Source organism: Flavobacterium sp. UW10123, from assembly GCF_040538975.1.
Lineage (GTDB): Bacteria > Bacteroidota > Bacteroidia > Flavobacteriales > Flavobacteriaceae > Flavobacterium.
This window is the reverse complement of the sequence record NZ_JBEWQE010000014.1, coordinates 109,813-126,922: the sequence shown is the minus strand read 5'-3', so window position 1 is coordinate 126,922 and position 17,110 is coordinate 109,813. Positions and strand designations below refer to the sequence as shown.

Below are 17,110 nucleotides of genomic sequence, written 5' to 3'. Positions count from 1 at the left end.
AAGGATGAAATGCAAAAAAAGCCGATTAAATACCTGTTTTTTAAAATCAAAAATCCCAAACTCCTTTATGGAATTTGGGATTTCTATAATAAACTGTAAAGATTACATTTTCATTAACCAGTTTTTCATCGAAACTTCATTTTCGATAATACCTCTTAATTCAGTAATTTTTACACGGTCTTGTTTCATTGTATCTCTATGACGAATTGTTACCGTTTCGTCTTCAAGAGTCTGATGATCTACTGTAATACAGAAAGGCGTTCCTAAAGCATCTTGTCTTCTATAACGACGTCCTACAGCGTCTTTTTCATCATAAGCCACATTGAAATCCCATTTCAAATCTTCAATGATTTTTCTTGAAACTTCTGGTAAACCATCTTTTTTAACCAATGGCAATACGGCTGCTTTTGTTGGTGCTAAAACTGCTGGCAATTTTAAAACTGTTCTTGTAGAACCATCTTCTAATGTTTCTTCTTTTAATGAAGTTGCAAAAACTGCCAAGAACATACGATCTAAACCTACAGATGTTTCTACTACGTAAGGAACATAGTTTTCGTTTAGTTCTGGATCAAAATATTGTAATTTTCTTCCAGAATATTCTTCGTGCGCTTTTAAGTCAAAATCTGTACGAGAGTGAATACCTTCTAATTCTTTAAATCCGAATGGGAAATTAAATTCGATATCAGCTGCTGCGTTTGCATAGTGCGCCAATTTCTCGTGATCATGGAAACGGTAGTTTTCTTTTCCTAATCCTAAAGATAAATGCCATTTCAAACGAGTCTCTTTCCAGTATTCGTATGACTTCATTTCTTCTCCTGGACGCACAAAAAATTGCATTTCCATTTGTTCGAACTCACGCATACGGAAGATAAATTGTCTTGCAACAATCTCATTTCTGAATGCTTTACCTGTTTGAGCAATTCCGAAAGGAACTTTCATACGGCCTGATTTCTGAACGTTTAAGAAGTTCACAAAAATACCTTGAGCCGTTTCTGGACGTAAATATAAATCCATCGCGTTCTCTGCAGATGCACCTAATTTTGTTCCGAACATCAAGTTAAACTGTTTTACCTCTGTCCAGTTTTTAGAACCTGTTTCAGGATCAGCAATTTCAAGTTCTTCGATCAAAGCTTTAACATCTGCTAAATCTCCAGCTCCCAAAGAACGCCCTAAACGCTCTCTGATTTCTTTTTCTTTAGCTAAATATTCAATAACACGAGCATTTGTAGTAATAAACTCTTGTTCGTTGAATGCATCGCCAAAACGAGCTTTTGCTTTGTCAATTTCTTTTTGAGCTTTTTGGTGAATTTTTTCAGCAAAATCTTCAACCAAAACGTCAGCTCTATATCTCTTTTTAGAATCTTTATTATCAATTAATGGATCATTGAAAGCATCAACGTGACCAGAAGCTTTCCAAGTTGTTGGATGCATCAATATTGCAGCATCAAGGCCGACAATATTTTCATTCATCTGAACCATTGATTTCCACCAATATTCACGGATATTCTTTTTTAATTCGACACCGTTTTGTGCGTAATCGTATACAGCACTTAAACCATCGTAAACTTCGCTTGACGGAAAAATAAATCCGTACTCTTTTGCGTGCGAAACCACATTCTTAAATATATCTTCTTGTTTTGCCATAGTGATGCAAAAATATAAAAACTAGCTTTATAAAAAAGAAAAAATATAAAGATTGAAGCTTCGATTTTGTTACTTTTGTAAATAAAATCTCTCTTTTTGTGATTAATTATCTAATAAATCTATTTTTCCCTAAAGTCTGTAGCGGATGCCATTCACTTTTGCTTCAGAATGAAACAGTTTTCTGCACCATCTGCCGACACGAAATGCCTCTGACCCAATATCATTTAAATCCTAAAAATGAAGCTGTAAAAAAGTTTTATGGCAAAATTGATGTTCAATTTGCATCTGCTTTTTTGTATTTCAATAAAAAAGGAATGGTTCAAGAATTAATACACAATTTAAAATACAAAGGACATCAGGAAATCGGAACTATTTTAGGAAATTGGTATGCTGAAGATTTAAAAGATCTCCAACTGGAAATTCCTTTTGATGCTGTAATTCCTGTTCCTCTTCATAAAAGAAAATTTAAGGAACGAGGCTATAATCAAGTTACGACTTTTGGAAAAGCAATTGCATCGGGTTTTGAGATTCCTTTAATAGAAAATATTTTAATCCGAAAAATATATTCTAAAACACAATCCAAGAAAAACCTTTTAGGGAGATCTGAAAATATTGAAAATATTTTTGATGTCAATTTCAGCAAATCTGATCATAACAAGCATTTTCTAATTGTTGACGACGTACTTACAACAGGTGCAACACTTGAAGCATGCTCAAAAGCTTTACTAAAAATACCTGGCGCTAAGATTAGTATAATTTGTATGGCAATGGCACATTAAAATCAGAATATTAACAATTAATTCACCAATATCTTTTTTACTTCTTTTTTGTTCCCATCAGTGACCGTTACAAAATAAAGTCCGGAAGGCACATTTGGCAATTGAATTTCCTGAATGAAATATCCTGAACCTTGAAAAGTTTTATCATAAACATATTTTCCTGAAATATCATTTACGTAAACTTTAATCTCGCTTACCGAATCTCTATCAAATTGTACTGTAAAACTTCCTTTATTTGGGTTTGGGTACGCGATAAAATCAACATTTTCAAAATCTTCATTTCCTAATGTATATGTTTTAGAACAAATATTTATCGATGCCGAATTTATTTTTCCGAACATTCCCACAACAGCATCACGGACTTTAAAAATCCAGTTGCCTTGCGGATTTTCTCCATTAAAAGCACTTAAGACACTTGCAGGAATTACAATTTGACTAGTGGTTGTGCCACAATTTAAAACAGATCCGCTATCATCAAACTGCAGAGCAAGTGTAGAATTTGTTGTACCGCAGCTTTTATTAAATAAAGATACTACTGTTCCGTTTGGGCTTACAATTTGCATTTCAAGATCTTCAAATCTTTCATGCGTAACATTAACCGAAACATTTACATCTGAGATAGTTCCCGTTGAAGCTGGCACTGTAACTGTTTTATTTATAAAAGTCGTACTTGTACCTATTGAATAGCTACTTTCAAAATTATAAGTTGAGCAATTTGTTGAAACCGTGTATCCTATTGCAAATGGCTTACTATTGACAGCGTAATAGATATTGTTAACTGGCTCTATCAAAAGTCTGCAGTTGGTTGAGTTATCAATTTCAGACGGAATCAAAATTGTTTCTGTCCCATCATTCGGAGTATTAGCAGCTAAAATTATCGGAAATGTTGCTCCACCATCTAGCGATAATTTTATATTTACGTTTGATGACCCTGGAAGTGTATTTGTGTTATTTACACTCCAAGCAATGGTTTGTGCAGATCCTTTTGCCCATCCAAGATTATCATCATTCTGTGAAGTAACTGCAAATGGTCCTGTAGCAGCATTTACAGTTACAACCATTGCATCTGTATTGGTTTGTGCCTTTCCTTCACTGGCATTGTCTCTTGCGGTAAGAGTAAAATTCATTGTCTTTGCAATAGAAGAAACAGATTCCCAAGTTGTCGTTAATTGATTATTTAATACCGAATTTAATGCTGGCATATAACGAACTGGCGAAGTTGTTGGCGGCAAAGATCTAAACATTGGTCCATCTTGTTTTGTCGCAGAAGCGAAACTATTACCGGCAAAAGCCGTTGTTGCGCTATCAAACTGCTCCCATGCGTATGTTATGGAATTCCCTTCAGGATCAGAACCTGTTCCTGTTAAAATAAATGGTGTACTAATCGGAATTGTATAATCTGAACCCGCATTTATTGTAGGCGGATTATTATCAGCTATAGGCGTAGATACTGGGCAAGTTTTTCCAGCTAAATTATTTTGTATTTGACTAATACTTGCATAAGAAAAATAATCATCAGAATGATCTTGTATGTTATAACCTTTTGTCACACCAGCATATCCCATAATAGTTGAACCGCTTCCAGGTTCATAACATGTTCCATAACCTTCATTTTGGAAAGAGAAAGTATGTGTACCTCCGAGCTGATGCCCCATTTCATGAGCAACAAAATCAATATCAAAATTATCTCCTTCTGGTTTTGCGTCTGCAGGAGATGTAAATGCACTTCCTTTTCCTATAGGCTGATTTGCGGTTGGGCTTTCACATACACACCCAATACAACTTGCATTTCCACCACCACCGGAACCACCAAATAAATGACCAATATCATAATTCCCCTCACCTATTACATTGGTTAATGTTGTCTGTACCTCACTCGGCCAAGTTCCGCCATCTACAGCACCAATTGACGGAATAGAATAAGGATCTGTGGATGCATTTGTATAAATAACAGACTCATTATTTGCAATTAAAATTAATTGCACTGCAAGGTCTCTATTAAAAATACCATTAACTCGAGTTAAAGTAGCATTCATTCCTGCCAAGGCTCCATCAATTGTTCCACCAAAATAAGCTGCGTATTCTCCTGTACAGGATAATGCTAATCTGAGTGTTTTAAATTGTTGAGTATTAGAAGCTGTTTTAGCTGTGGCAGCAAATTTATTTTCAGAAATTAAATGTGTTGTTTTACAATCTAAAAACTTTTTTGAATCTGCATTATCTTCTGCTTTAAACAAAACATATTCAGATTTGTTATCAGGATTTTGCTCAATATATTCTGTCGGTTTTGCTGTTCTAAAAACCATAGTTTGCATTCCGATTGGAGCAACACTAAAATGTATTTTCGCATTTTTATCGTCTATTCCTCGGCCTTCATAAGATCTGATTTCTGGGTATTTTGCTTGCAATTCCGGATCAAAGTTAGAGGATTCCCAAACCGAAAAACGCTCTAAAATTCCATCAGTATTTGGAATTGTAATTTCTGAAGTAATATTTTTTGCTGTTTTATTTGATACTGAAGCTAGCTTAGAACTAAGGAGATTTGCATTTAATTTATAATATAATTTACTAGAACTTGAGCCATCTGTTTTTCGCAAAACCGATGAAGAAGTTACTTTCTGCCATAAAACATCTTGTGCATTAATATTTGCAGAACAAAAAATTAAAAATATATAAAGTAGTTGTTTTTTCATACTCTTAAAATATAATAATCAAAATTACTTCAATTAATTTGAAATCATATTATCTATACGACAATTATTGTTTTTTAATCGATGAGTCGTCTTATTTTTACAAAAAGATATAGTATAGGTTAAAATTCGATTTAGCATAGTATTAAATTTCAAAGAGAATAGTATAAATTTGCAGCATCTTAAATAATTTGTTTTGAAGCTCTTTCATTCTATAAACGATTTTCAGTCAACCAAGAAAACAATTTTAACTCTTGGCACCTTTGATGGCGTGCATATTGGTCATAAAAAAATTCTGGAACGAATTACTCAGAATACTGAAAATGGAAAATATGAAAGTTTGGTTCTGACCTTTTTTCCTCACCCGAGAATGGTTCTTCAGGAAAAATCCGAAATAAGATTACTCAACACTATTGATGAAAAAATAAGGCTTTTGGAAGCAACTGGTATAGAAAATCTGGTTGTTCACCCTTTTAACGAAAGTTTTTCAAGATTAACCGCTGAGGAATTCGTTCGTACAATTTTAGTAGAGAAGTTCCGGATTCAAAAAATAATCATTGGGCATGATCATCGTTTTGGTCGCAATAGAACTGCAAATATTGATGATTTAATTGCTTTTGGATTAGAATATGGATTTGAGGTAGAGCAGATTTCAGCTGAAGAAATCCAGGATGTTTCGGTTAGTTCAACCAAAATCAGAAAAGCTTTAAATGAAGGTAATATGGCTTTAGCCAACGAATATTTAGGCTACAGCTATTTCCTAAACGGAATAGTAGAAAAAGGAAAACAACTGGGAAGAACCATTGGTTTCCCTACAGCAAATATTCAAATTGAAGAAGATTACAAACTGATACCAAAGATTGGTGTTTATGTTGTAAAAGCTTTTGTGAGTGAGACGACTGTTTATGGCATGATGAATATTGGTTTTAATCCGACTGTTAATGGTGAAAAACAAACTATTGAAGTCCACTTGTTTAATTTTGATAAAGACATTTACGATCAAAAAATTGAAGTCTCTTTACTTCATTATATTCGTGAGGAACAAAAATTTAGCTCAGTAGATGCCTTAAAAACTCAGCTTCATCAAGATCAGATCGATTCTTTGGCTTTTATAAACTCTACATTAAAAAATCAGACTACATAGTTTTTACTGTTTTTAAATCATCGTTGTTATTTTTTTAGTAAATTTGATAGAACACTGTTTTTCAAATATTTACTATTAACTTCTAAAAAATAACCACTATGAAATTACCTAAAGAAATTACCAACGGGTTTTTGATATTCCTCGGAATAGGCATTTATTTTTTATTAATGAATGTACTAGGTTTAGCAGATTTGTTTTATTTGAGAACACTCAACGTTTTCTTTATATTCTACGGTGTTAACAGAACAATGCAGATGAACCTCCACGAAGGAGAAACCAATTTTGTTTCTAATGCTGTTTCTGCAATGGCAACTTCTGTAGTTGGTGTCGCACTAAGCATTTTTGGCTTATTGGTTTATAGTTATGCTCGAGGCGGAGATGCTTATGTAAAAACTTTATCTGAAACATTTATGTTTGGAGGAAATCCGTCAGTGCCAACTTATTGCATCTGTCTCTTATTTGAAGGAATTGCTTCTTCTGTAATTGTTACTTTAATGATGATGCTATATTGGAATAATAAGTACGTAGCGGATTGATTTTGAAATTCACAAATAATATTATTTTGAAATCGATTAGATTAAAAAATTAGTCTAAAGAGTTCGCAAATTTCAACAAAAAATTCTAAATTGCTTGTAGCTCAGAGCTATAAGCAATTTTTTTATTTAATAAAATGAAATTAAAACAAATAGAAAGGGTCATAAAAATCTCAAAAAAAGATTTTGTTTCCCAATATGTAAAAAAACAAATTCCGGTTGTAATCGAAGAATTGACAGAAGATTGGCCTGCTTACAACAAATGGAAATTATCTTATATAAAAGAAATAGCAGGAGATTCAGTCGTTCCTTTATACGATAACAGACCTGTAAATCACGAAGACGGCTTTAATGAGGCACATACAACAATGAAGATGAGTGACTATATCGACTTATTAGAAGAAAAGCCTACCAATTACCGTATTTTTCTTTACAATTTAATGAAAGAGGTTCCATCATTAAAAAACGACTTTTTATGGCCAGATATTGGCTTAAAGCTAGTCAAGCAGATGCCAATGTTATTTTTTGGGGGAGAAAATTCAAGAGTTTTTATGCATTATGATATTGATTATTCAAATATTCTTCATTTTCATTTTCATGGCGAAAAACAATGCATGATTTTTCCTCCAAGTCAATCAAAATTTATGTATAAAGTGCCTCACGCCTTAATTTCAAGAGAGGACATTGATTTTGACAATCCAGATTATGAAAAATTTCCAGCGCTTAAAAATGTCGAAGGTTATATCACTAATTTAAAACATGGTGAAATGCTGTACATGCCAGAGGGATACTGGCATTATATGAAATATCTAACGCCTGGATTTTCAATGAGCCTTCGTTCTTTTCCAAAAAATATTGTCAATTTATCAAAAGCAGCTTATAATGTTTTTATTATGCGTCACTTTGATATTATGATGCGGAAAATTCAAGGTCAAAAATGGATTGATTATAAAAATGAAAAAGCTGTTAAAAATACGCATCAAAATTTACAGCGTACCCTGTAATATAAAAGCGGTTGAGATTTTAAAATTTCAACCGCTTTTTTGTTTTATCTGAATATTACTTTTCTTGTAACTGTTTTTCCGTTATCTAAAGTCATTTTAACAACTAAAACTTGAGGTCCAGATTGAAAATTTGTCACGAGCCATTCCTTATTTCCAATCTGTTTTTTAATGTATAACAATTTCCCTCCTATATCATAAATAGCAACTTCTTGAAGATTTTCCTGTTCAGAAATAGATTGCAGTTTGATATTCTTATCCTTAACAGAAACAATAATTTTCTGATTCTGATTATCAAAATCCTCGTTACCTAGTGTTTTACCTACATCTTGGTTTGTATAACGTAATACAAAACGATTAAGAAAAGTTCCTGGAGCAGATGTAAACGTATAACTTCCTGTTTTAAGGTTGTGAATAGTGTTTGTTACATTATCCTGCAGATAAATATTCTGACCATTCAAGTTCCCATCAGTATGATCTATAGCTATTGTAAAATTACCTTCTGGAATAGTTGATTTATATCCTAAAGGAATTGTATCAGAAACAACAAAAGGCAATGCTCTCCCTTGAATAACTAATTTTTTACCCTCATTTATACTATAAAAATCAACATAAGGATTTGCATTCATTGTAACTGCATCATAATTATAATCATAAGAATTTGTTGCTCCTGCAATATATCCAATCAATATTTGTTTAAAAGCGCCTTCTGTATTTGTAAAATTTAACCATACTCGATGCTTTTCAATCACAGCTGTTCGTGCTGATTTATAAAATTGACCATTAGACCCTGGAACTCTCATAGAATTTGTAAAAACACCTCTTTGTCCTGTTTTTGATTTTGCAAAAAATCCTTGTCCTGCAGCAATATATCCTGCCGGAGGAGTTTGATTTCCTGGAGATGTTGCACCACTTCCTACTAAACTACCAATCGTTGTATCTCCTGATAAGTTGTAAAATGCATAATCATCATTAGTGTAACGATATGTATTAGTTCCTGGCACGGTTATTTTAGGAAGTGTATTGTGTGTCCAAAAATATAATGTACCATAAAAATTGGCTGCATTATCATAAATAAATTGATCTGCATATATTGCCGAAGGATATGGATTTCCAAAAAAACAATATTTTTCTGCAATAGCTGGAGGTCCTTGAATTGTTCCATTATTCGGAACTCCAACAAATTCTCCTAAAAAAACTGCAGGTACCCCAGTATCAAAATACTGTGGCCCCCTAATACTATAACCATTTCCTGCCAGCATTTCTTCTGCTCCATTATATATAGTTGCCCAAGCTCCAGCGGCAGAAAATTTAAAATATTTATCAAACAATGTATTTGGGGAAAAATCATGTAAAGTTAAACCCGGATCTCTCGTTACTGGCGAAGACCAATAAGTGAGATCCATTCGTCTTACAGATGTTTTTCTTCTATAAGTTATATTTCCAGCATTAGCTACATCTGCAATTTGAACCAGACTTGAATTGTTCTCAAAAATTAAAGCCCCATTGCCAATCACATTTACTTCATTTGTCACGGTTATTGTATTTGTCTCATTTACTATTAGAGATCCATTATTCTGAACCGTTAATCTGCTGGCAAAAAAACTGGCATTAGTTCCAGAAATAATAGGATCTACAGCTATGTCTGGAATATCTACACAATCAGAAGCAATAGGAACTCCTGCGGGTGTCCAATTTGCAGGATTTCCCCAATTGGCATCAACACTTCCGTTCCATGCTTTAGTGACAAAAGCATTTATTGAAATTGGTGTTGGCTCCGATTCGCAGCCTGTTGTATTGTTTTTCACTTGCACACTATAAACTCCAGAAGACAAACCTGTAAATATTCCTGTGTTATTGCTAAAATCCACTCCATCAATGCTATAATTATATCCAGTCCCTGATGCTGGTGAAGTAATGGTGATAGCACCTGTATTATTTACACAGGTAGGTAGTTGAGTCACAGATACTGTTGGAGCAGCTACAACTGTATTAACAGTTAAAGAAACGTTTTGAGTCGCTTGGCAACCGCCTGAAGTTGTAATAGTCATTATACCGTTATAAGTACCTGAGGTCGTATTTGCTGGAACATTCACATTTATAATATCTCCCGATCCTGAACTAAAAGGAAATGGAGTTGTTCCTTGATCTGTCAAAGCAATCCAATCAATTGCATAATTAGTTGGTGAGCCTGTTGTTGAATTATAACTTAATGTAGTGGTCTGTGCAGATAAACTTTGACAAACAGGAGTAAAAATTCCCGTTGTACTTATGGTCGGAAGAGCATTAATTGTTAAAGAAACTGCTTGTATTGTTTGGCAACCATTTGATGTAAAAATTGTCATTATCCCGTTGTAAGCTCCTGCGGCAGTATTAGCAGGAATAAGAATATTGTTGATGTTTCCTGCTCCAGAATCAAAAGAGAAAGCAGTAGTACCTTGATCATTTAATGTCGCCCAATCTATTGAGTAGCTAATTGGCGAACCTGTTGTAGCAGAATATGGCAAAGAGGCCATTTGCAAAGATGTATTTTGACAAACAGGAGTTAAATTTCCTGATGTAGTAATTGTAGGCGTTGCATTAACTGTTACTGTAAAACTATTATTTGCAGATACACATCCATTTGCATTTTTTATACTTAATGTTCCTGTGTAGGTTCCCGCTAATGTTCCAGCAGGAACTGCAATACTAATCGGACTGGAAGTTAAAGGCGCATCTGTAACTGCCAAAAAATTATTGGACGGACTCGCGTTCCAGACAATGCTATAAGAAATTGGTAAATTGGTTGCTGCGCTATAACTCAAATTGGTTGTCTGGGATGCAGAGCTAAAACAGACTGCTGGAGCTGATCCAAGCACAATAGCTGGTAAAGGATTAACTGTCACTGCAAAATTACTTGGTACAGAAACACAGCCATTTGTATTTTTTACAGTTAACGTTCCCATATAAGTTCCCGCAGCTGTTCCCGCTGGAACCGAAATACTGATAGGACTGGAAGTTAAAACTGCATCTGTAACCGCTAAAAAATTATTAGCAGGACTTGCATTCCAAACTATACTATAACTTGTTGGTGAATTTGTCGCAGCACTATAACTCAAACTAGCAGTCTGGACTCCAGTGCTAAAACAAACCGCATTCGCAGTTCCAAGTGTAATTGAAGGCAATGGATTAACGGTTAATGTAAAATTACTAGGTGCAGAAACACAGCTATTTGCATTTTTTACAGTTAATGTCCCTGTATAAGTTCCTGCGGCTGTTCCAGCAGGAACTGCAATATTGATTGAATTGGCTGTTAAACTTGCATCTGTAATTGTTCCGAAGTTATTAGCTGGACTTGTATTCCAAACAATACTATAACTTGTTGGTGAATTGGCTGGGGCTGTGTAAGGCAATGCTACATTTTGTAAGCTTGTATTTGTACATATTCCAGCAATAGTGCCTAACGTAATTGCAGGTAACGGATTTACCGTTACTGTAAAATTATATACTATCGATGTACAACCGGCAGTATTTCCTACTGTTAAATTTCCAGTATAAGTGCCCGCTGGCGTATTAGCAGGTATTTGGATATTAATTGGACTTGCCGTTAAAACTGCATTCGTAACCGGTAAAAAACTATTTGCTGGACTTGCATTCCAAGTTATGCTATAAGTAGAAGGCGTATTGGTAACATTACTATATGGCAATGTTGTACTTTGCAGATTAGAACTTGCGCAAACTGCTGTTGCGGCGCCCAATGTTAATGTTGGTTGCGCACCAACTACAATATCTACATAATTATTTGAAGAAATTGTAGAGATACAATCTACAGAGGTTAAAGAAGTAACTGTAATTCTGCTTGTTCCTAAAGTATTAAAGCCTACCGCGGTAAAACTTCCTGATCCAGGGTTTGTTATTGTCATTGTTGCCGTTAAACCTGTAAATGCCGGACTACTTCTATCATAAGTTACTGTATATGTTCCCGCGGGCAGTGTCGCTGCCGTACCTGTTAACTGTACTTGTGAAGTCGTTCCAGTGGTTGTGCAAACATTTGTTGCAGATATTCCAGTAAAACTATATGTTTTACATGTGTACGTAATATTAACTTGGCCCCTTGCTCCAGCACCTCCATTTCGTAAACTACTAGAACTTGCTGCTCCCGAGCCACCGCCTCCATAATCACCCCCCGCTTTTCCCGCTTCATTTGCGCCAATTAGACTAGCAACCCCGACTCCTCCAGGCCCACCGCCAGAACCATAATTCGCTCCATTACCACCACTACCTGATGAAAGCCCCAGACTTAATAAAGAATTTGATCCACCTCCTGAAGGAGCACCATTTAAGGTAGTTATGCTTCCAATGGCCCCACTTCCACCTGACACACCTGCTGGTGCAGCACCAGACACAAGATTGGCAGTGCCGCCTGGGCCTCCTGGTGCGTTAAAAACACCTGTGTAACCTGCTATATAAGATGCTCCACCAGTAGCACCATTTCCTGTACCTCCTGCAGTAATAGTCGCAACAACAACATTTAAAGTTTGTGCGGTTATACCAGTAATTTTTCCTTTGGCGTAAGTTCCTCCGCCTCCACCAGCAGCACCTCGCGCTAAACCTCGTCCGAGATTCGCTGCTCCACCTGCTCCACCTGCTCCCCAAGCTTCAACAGTAACTTCGTCCATACCAGCAGGAAGAGGAAAAGATGGATTAGAAGCCGAAACCGAATGAGGTATAGTTTGTGCGTTCGCTGCTGTATAAAAAAAAGATAAAGCTAAAATGAGAATAAATTTTAATAGCTTATCGGTATCAGTGGATGTCAAATTGCTGGAAAAATTCAGCATAGTAAGTATTTCTCTTTTCATCTTGTGGCATTTTAGTAATTGAAAAATAAATTCAAACTCAAAACAAGAATAACCGCAAAATCGAAGGAGGCTTACTATTGTAAACTACAAAACGAATGTTTATATAGAATTAAGAATGCACCACAATTTTGCAATCAGTAGAGGCAGATAAAATGACAGTTTTTTAAACTGTCATTTAGAAGAAAAAAATGTATTTAAAAGGCTTATAGAAAATTACACTTTATCGATTTAAATTGTTTTTAATCGACAAAATCTTACTACAAGGTACGATTTTATTTACAGAACATCTGTTATTATAGTATTAAACTCAAAATTTAACACCTAAACGCCTAAAAAATAAAAAAATAAGAAAAAACTGTTAATTTAAGAATACATGACAAGCATTTTACTGATTTACAATGAATTAACACAAAATAAAGAGGTTTTCATATAATATTTTAAAAAACAACTCTTTGGCTTATATATCAAAATATTATCTTTCTGGAAGTTAAATTGCCATTCTCACAAACTACTTTTATTATTAAAACCTGATGAGAAGAAAACAAGTTTTCAATAAAAGCCTTTTTTGTTTCTAATTTTTCTTTTTTATACAAACATTTACCAGAAATATCAAACACTGAAACTTCCTTTAGATTGTAATTTACTGAATCAACTGTAATAATCTTATTTCTAATGGATATAACAATTCCATTTTCTTCCTTTTCAAAAACATTACTATCTAATGTTGAATTACTAAAAATTATAATAAAACGATCATTAAAAGTTCCTACTTCAGAATCAAATTTATATGGCTCTAGAGAAAGATTATGGATCTTATTTAGATTTTTATCTACTAAAAAAATAGATTTATTATTAAAAAAAATATCTTGATGATCTATTTCAAATTCGAAATTATCTCTGATTGTAGTTTTATAACCTAAAGAGATTGAATCACTTTCCAAAAATGGCAGTTCACGACCTTGAATCACTAATTTTTTATTCTCACTTATACTATAAAAATCTAATGTCGCCCCAGAACTTAAATATTCAGCATCATAATTTAAATCTAAAGCATTTGACGCACCAGCCGCATAACCAAGTAAAATCTGTTTAAATTCATTATCACTTTTTACATTTAACCAAAACCTATGCTTTTCTTGGATAGATTTTATTTCAGAATTTAAAGCGGGACGAAAAAAAGAATTATTATTATCCCGAATTCTCATACTATTATTAAACTCTAAATAACCTTTTTGAGTGCTTTTTACAAAAAATGCTTGCCCAGAAGCAATTTTACCATCTGGAGCATCATTATTCGCTCCAGAACTTAGTGCTGATCTCGTACCAACACCTCCTAATAAATTATAAACTGCAAAATCATCATTAGTATATCTATAGGTATTAGTTCCTGGTATTGTTATTCTAGGCGGAGTGTTATGCGTCCAAAAATATAGTGCTCCTTTTGTCTTTGGAGTATTTTCTATTAGGAAATCATCTGCGCTTATTGCACAAGGGTATGGATTTCCAACCAAATAAAATCGATCAGCAGCAACAAATTCAACTTCTATTTTACCATTATTTGGAATCCCTTTAAAAACACCTTCAAACGTTGCTCGTTCAGCAGTAGAAAAACTTTGCGGAGCTCTTATACTATATCCATTCCCCAAAGTCATTGTCATAGTTCCATTAAGATTTGTTTTCCATCCTAGAATTGGATCATACCAGAAATATTTATCAAAAAGTGTCTCAGGTGAAAAATCGTATAATTTCACATCGGCTACTGGGGAAGACCAATAGGTTAGATCGAATCGAATTACTGGTTTTGTTTTTCTTTTTACATGGACTATTCCTGTGTTTACCATATCATCATCATCTTGATATAAACTAGCAGAATCTTCTAAGACGAGAATTCCGCTACCAGTATAAGAAAACTCAATTCCAAGTGTTTGTTTTTCAAGTAAGGTAACCGTTTTTCCTTTTTCGATGTTACAGCCGCAAATATTGGTTGTAGTTAAGCTTGGAAAGCTTTCTTCAAAATAAACATCTTTTCCTGCGGAAGGATAACCATTCGACCATGAAATTCCATCCCAGATTGTTTTATTAACACAAAGTTTTAAACGAGCGATTCTATGCTTTGAAATACCTGAAATTGAATTAAAATTTCCTCCTATGACCAATTTATAATCTTCAGTAAAATTCATTGCATACAGCGTATTATTTAATGACGCTGTAAATGTATTATCGTAAGATCCTGAGGACAATAATCGAATCAATCTAGAGGAAGGAAGAGTATTATATGTTCCCGAAAAAGTTCCTCCGACTAAAATCCTGCTATCTGGCTGTACTAATATAGCACGAACATCTCCTTTGCTGAAACCAGCTCCGACATCAAATGTTCTATCAAAAGATCCGTCAATATTTAATCTAATAATTCGTTTTTGCGAAGTACCATTAAACGTCAAAAAAGAACCTCCAACAAGTATCTTCTGGTCGGATTGTAGTGCAATTGCATAAACATATTTATCGAAACCATTTCCAATACCAAAGTTTTCATCAATACTTCCGTTCGAATTTAACCGTACCAATCCTGCAGAAGGGACATCATTAAACTTTTTAAAATGACCTCCTACAAGAATCTTCCCATCTAATTGAACAACTATACTTTCTATAATGCCATCGGCACCAAAACCAGTGATAAAATCAGGGTCTTTTGTACCATCTGGCAATATCCTAATAATTCTACCTGCATTAACCGGTGATCCATTGTATTTTGTAAAAGCTCCACCAACAATTATTTTTTGATCTGACTGAACTGCCAACGCATAAACTTGTGCGTTAAATCCATCTCCGCTACCAAAAGAACCATCAATCTCTCCATTTGGAAATATCCTAACAATACGATTATTGATAAGATCATTGTATTTTGTAAAATTGCCACCTAAAATAATTTTTCCATCAGTTTGTAATCCTGATGTTTTTATCAAACCATTACTTCCCACATTTGTTATGTTGAAAACTGGATCGATTTTCCCATTTTCTAACAGACAGGTTATCTTAGAGGCTGTCTCTCCATTAAACTTTTTAAAATTGCCACCAATTATTGCTTTTTTGTTTAGAAGAGGCAAAATAGTAAGAACAGAATTATCAAAACCAATTCCAGATACTAGATAAGAAATATCTTGTTCTCCTTCAGTACTAATTTTCACTAGTCTTCCTTGATTTTGACTGTTAAAAACAGAAAATGAGCCACCAACAAACCATGAACCTTCTTCATCAAATTCTAAAGCAAGTACCGAAGCTGATGCGGGTCCAGAACCAATGTCAAAGTTAGGTTTTATGCTTCCATCTGGTTGGAGAAAAATTAACCTTGTAACTTCCGTAGTATTGTAAAAACCTACAAATGAGCCGCCAACCATTATCTCTCCATTCTTATTGATTTTGATTGTTTGGACTCCTTCTCTACTAAAACCTGTACCAATTAAAAAATTCTCATCTTTAGTCCCATCTTCATTCAAGCGAATAATTCGATTAGCTACAGTGTCATTAAAAAGAGTAAAATTGCCGCCTAAAACCATTTTCCCATCAGACTGTAACGCGATCGCATTAACGTTATCATTAAAACCTACTCCACAGTTGAAGGTAGAGTCAAAAGTTCCATTAGAATTTAACCGAATTATATGATTAGCTGAAGTACCGTTAAATGCTATAAAATTACCCGTAAGGAGTACTTTCTGATCTGATAAAACTTTTGCATGTGTAATATTTAATGCAGATCCAGAACCAGTAAGAAATGTCGAATCGAGTAATCCGTTTGGCAATAAACGCGCTACTCTGTTAACTGTAGTATTATTGTATTTTGTAAAACTTCCAACAATAATTATTTTTCCGTCTGACTGCGAGTCAATATCGTATACTATACCAGTAGTAGCTCCAATTGTTGTATTAAAAGTCTCATCATATGAACCATCTACATTTAAACGAATTATTCTTCCTGCGTTGATGCCATTAAAACTTGTGAAATTACCTCCCAATATAATTTTGCCATCAGACTGCAAATAAGAAGCATAGATTTTACCATTAAAACCAGTTCCAATATTGAAGCTTTCATCAATAGAACCATCTGGATTTAATCGAGTAAGATAAGAAGCGGGTGTTCCATTCAAACTTAAATAATCACCTCCTACAAGCAAGGTGCCATCTTTCAGCATCAAAAGTGTCCGCAAAGTATTATCAAATCCATCACCAATTTGTCCATCGTCGAAAACATTGAAGGAGCTGTCAACTTTACCCTGTTGTGAGAAAATTGTTTGGACTGAAAACGAAATCAAAATTAATGTATAAAATAAATTTTTAATCAAAACAGAATAATCCAAGTTAATATTTGTAAGAATTAAGTTAAAATTATAAAGCATTAATTAAAAACACAATACCAAGATTTAGGGATATTTTAGACATAAAAAAAGTCCATTCTTTATAAAGAATGGACTTTTATATAATCTATT

General features: G+C 34.1%; 8 protein-coding genes. 4 read left to right on the top strand and 4 right to left on the bottom strand.

The features are described 5' to 3' along the window. Positions 1-102: 102 nt before the first annotated feature. Positions 103-1,644 carry a glycine--tRNA ligase gene (locus tag ABXT06_RS17145; RefSeq protein WP_308067987.1) on the bottom strand — a complete coding sequence of 514 codons (1,542 nt, stop codon included), beginning with the start codon at positions 1,642-1,644 and terminating at the stop codon, positions 103-105. Positions 1,645-1,742: 98 nt separating this feature from the next. Between ABXT06_RS17145 and ABXT06_RS17140 the strand changes: the two genes are divergently transcribed. Further along, positions 1,743-2,423: a ComF family protein gene (locus tag ABXT06_RS17140; RefSeq protein WP_354591825.1), complete on the top strand. Its 681-nt coding sequence runs from the start codon at positions 1,743-1,745 to the stop codon at positions 2,421-2,423. A gap of 17 nt (positions 2,424-2,440) precedes the next feature. On the opposite strand, the gene ABXT06_RS17135 is transcribed toward ABXT06_RS17140, so the two are convergent. Continuing rightward, on the bottom strand, positions 2,441-5,116 hold the full coding sequence (locus ABXT06_RS17135; RefSeq protein ID WP_354591824.1) for a zinc-dependent metalloprotease: 2,676 nt from the start codon (positions 5,114-5,116) through the stop codon (positions 2,441-2,443). 193 nt (positions 5,117-5,309) lie between these two features. Between ABXT06_RS17135 and ABXT06_RS17130 the strand changes: the two genes are divergently transcribed. The 3 genes from ABXT06_RS17130 to ABXT06_RS17120 all read left to right on the top strand — a co-directional run bounded on the left by ABXT06_RS17130 (position 5,310) and on the right by ABXT06_RS17120 (position 7,794). Beyond that, positions 5,310-6,257 carry a bifunctional riboflavin kinase/FAD synthetase gene (locus ABXT06_RS17130; RefSeq protein ID WP_354591823.1) on the top strand — a complete coding sequence of 316 codons (948 nt, stop codon included), beginning with the start codon at positions 5,310-5,312 and terminating at the stop codon, positions 6,255-6,257. A 98-nt stretch (positions 6,258-6,355) separates the two neighbouring features. Beyond that, the gene (locus tag ABXT06_RS17125) at positions 6,356-6,793 is read left to right on the top strand and encodes a hypothetical protein (protein ID WP_354591822.1); all 438 of its coding nucleotides are present in this window, start codon (positions 6,356-6,358) and stop codon (positions 6,791-6,793) included. A 134-nt stretch (positions 6,794-6,927) separates the two neighbouring features. Then, on the top strand, positions 6,928-7,794 hold the full coding sequence (locus ABXT06_RS17120) for a cupin-like domain-containing protein (RefSeq protein ID WP_354591821.1): 867 nt from the start codon (positions 6,928-6,930) through the stop codon (positions 7,792-7,794). Between the two features lie 44 nt (positions 7,795-7,838). Here the strand turns inward: ABXT06_RS17120 and ABXT06_RS17115 are convergent, their stop codons facing one another. Continuing rightward, positions 7,839-12,629, bottom strand: coding sequence for a RemA C-terminal-like gliding motility protein (locus tag ABXT06_RS17115; RefSeq protein ID WP_354591820.1), 4,791 nt, complete (start codon positions 12,627-12,629; stop codon positions 7,839-7,841). Positions 12,630-13,093: 464 nt separating this feature from the next. Next, positions 13,094-17,020 (bottom strand): RemA C-terminal-like gliding motility protein, encoded by a 3,927-nt coding sequence (locus ABXT06_RS17110; RefSeq protein WP_354591819.1) that lies wholly within the window; start codon positions 17,018-17,020, stop codon positions 13,094-13,096. Between the last annotated feature and the right edge of the window lie 90 nt (positions 17,021-17,110).

What these genes read in the sequence shown, in the direction of transcription:
- ABXT06_RS17135 (WP_354591824.1), bottom strand. Translation starts at nt 5,116, where the DNA reads ATGAAAAAACAACTACTTTATATATTTTTAATTTTTTGTTCTGCAAAT.
- ABXT06_RS17145 (WP_308067987.1), bottom strand. Translation starts at nt 1,644, where the DNA reads ATGGCAAAACAAGAAGATATATTTAAGAATGTGGTTTCGCACGCAAAA.
- ABXT06_RS17125 (WP_354591822.1), top strand. Translation starts at nt 6,356, where the DNA reads ATGAAATTACCTAAAGAAATTACCAACGGGTTTTTGATATTCCTCGGA.
- ABXT06_RS17110 (WP_354591819.1), bottom strand. Translation starts at nt 17,020, where the DNA reads ATGCTTTATAATTTTAACTTAATTCTTACAAATATTAACTTGGATTAT.
- ABXT06_RS17115 (WP_354591820.1), bottom strand. Translation starts at nt 12,629, where the DNA reads ATGAAAAGAGAAATACTTACTATGCTGAATTTTTCCAGCAATTTGACA.
- ABXT06_RS17120 (WP_354591821.1), top strand. Translation starts at nt 6,928, where the DNA reads ATGAAATTAAAACAAATAGAAAGGGTCATAAAAATCTCAAAAAAAGAT.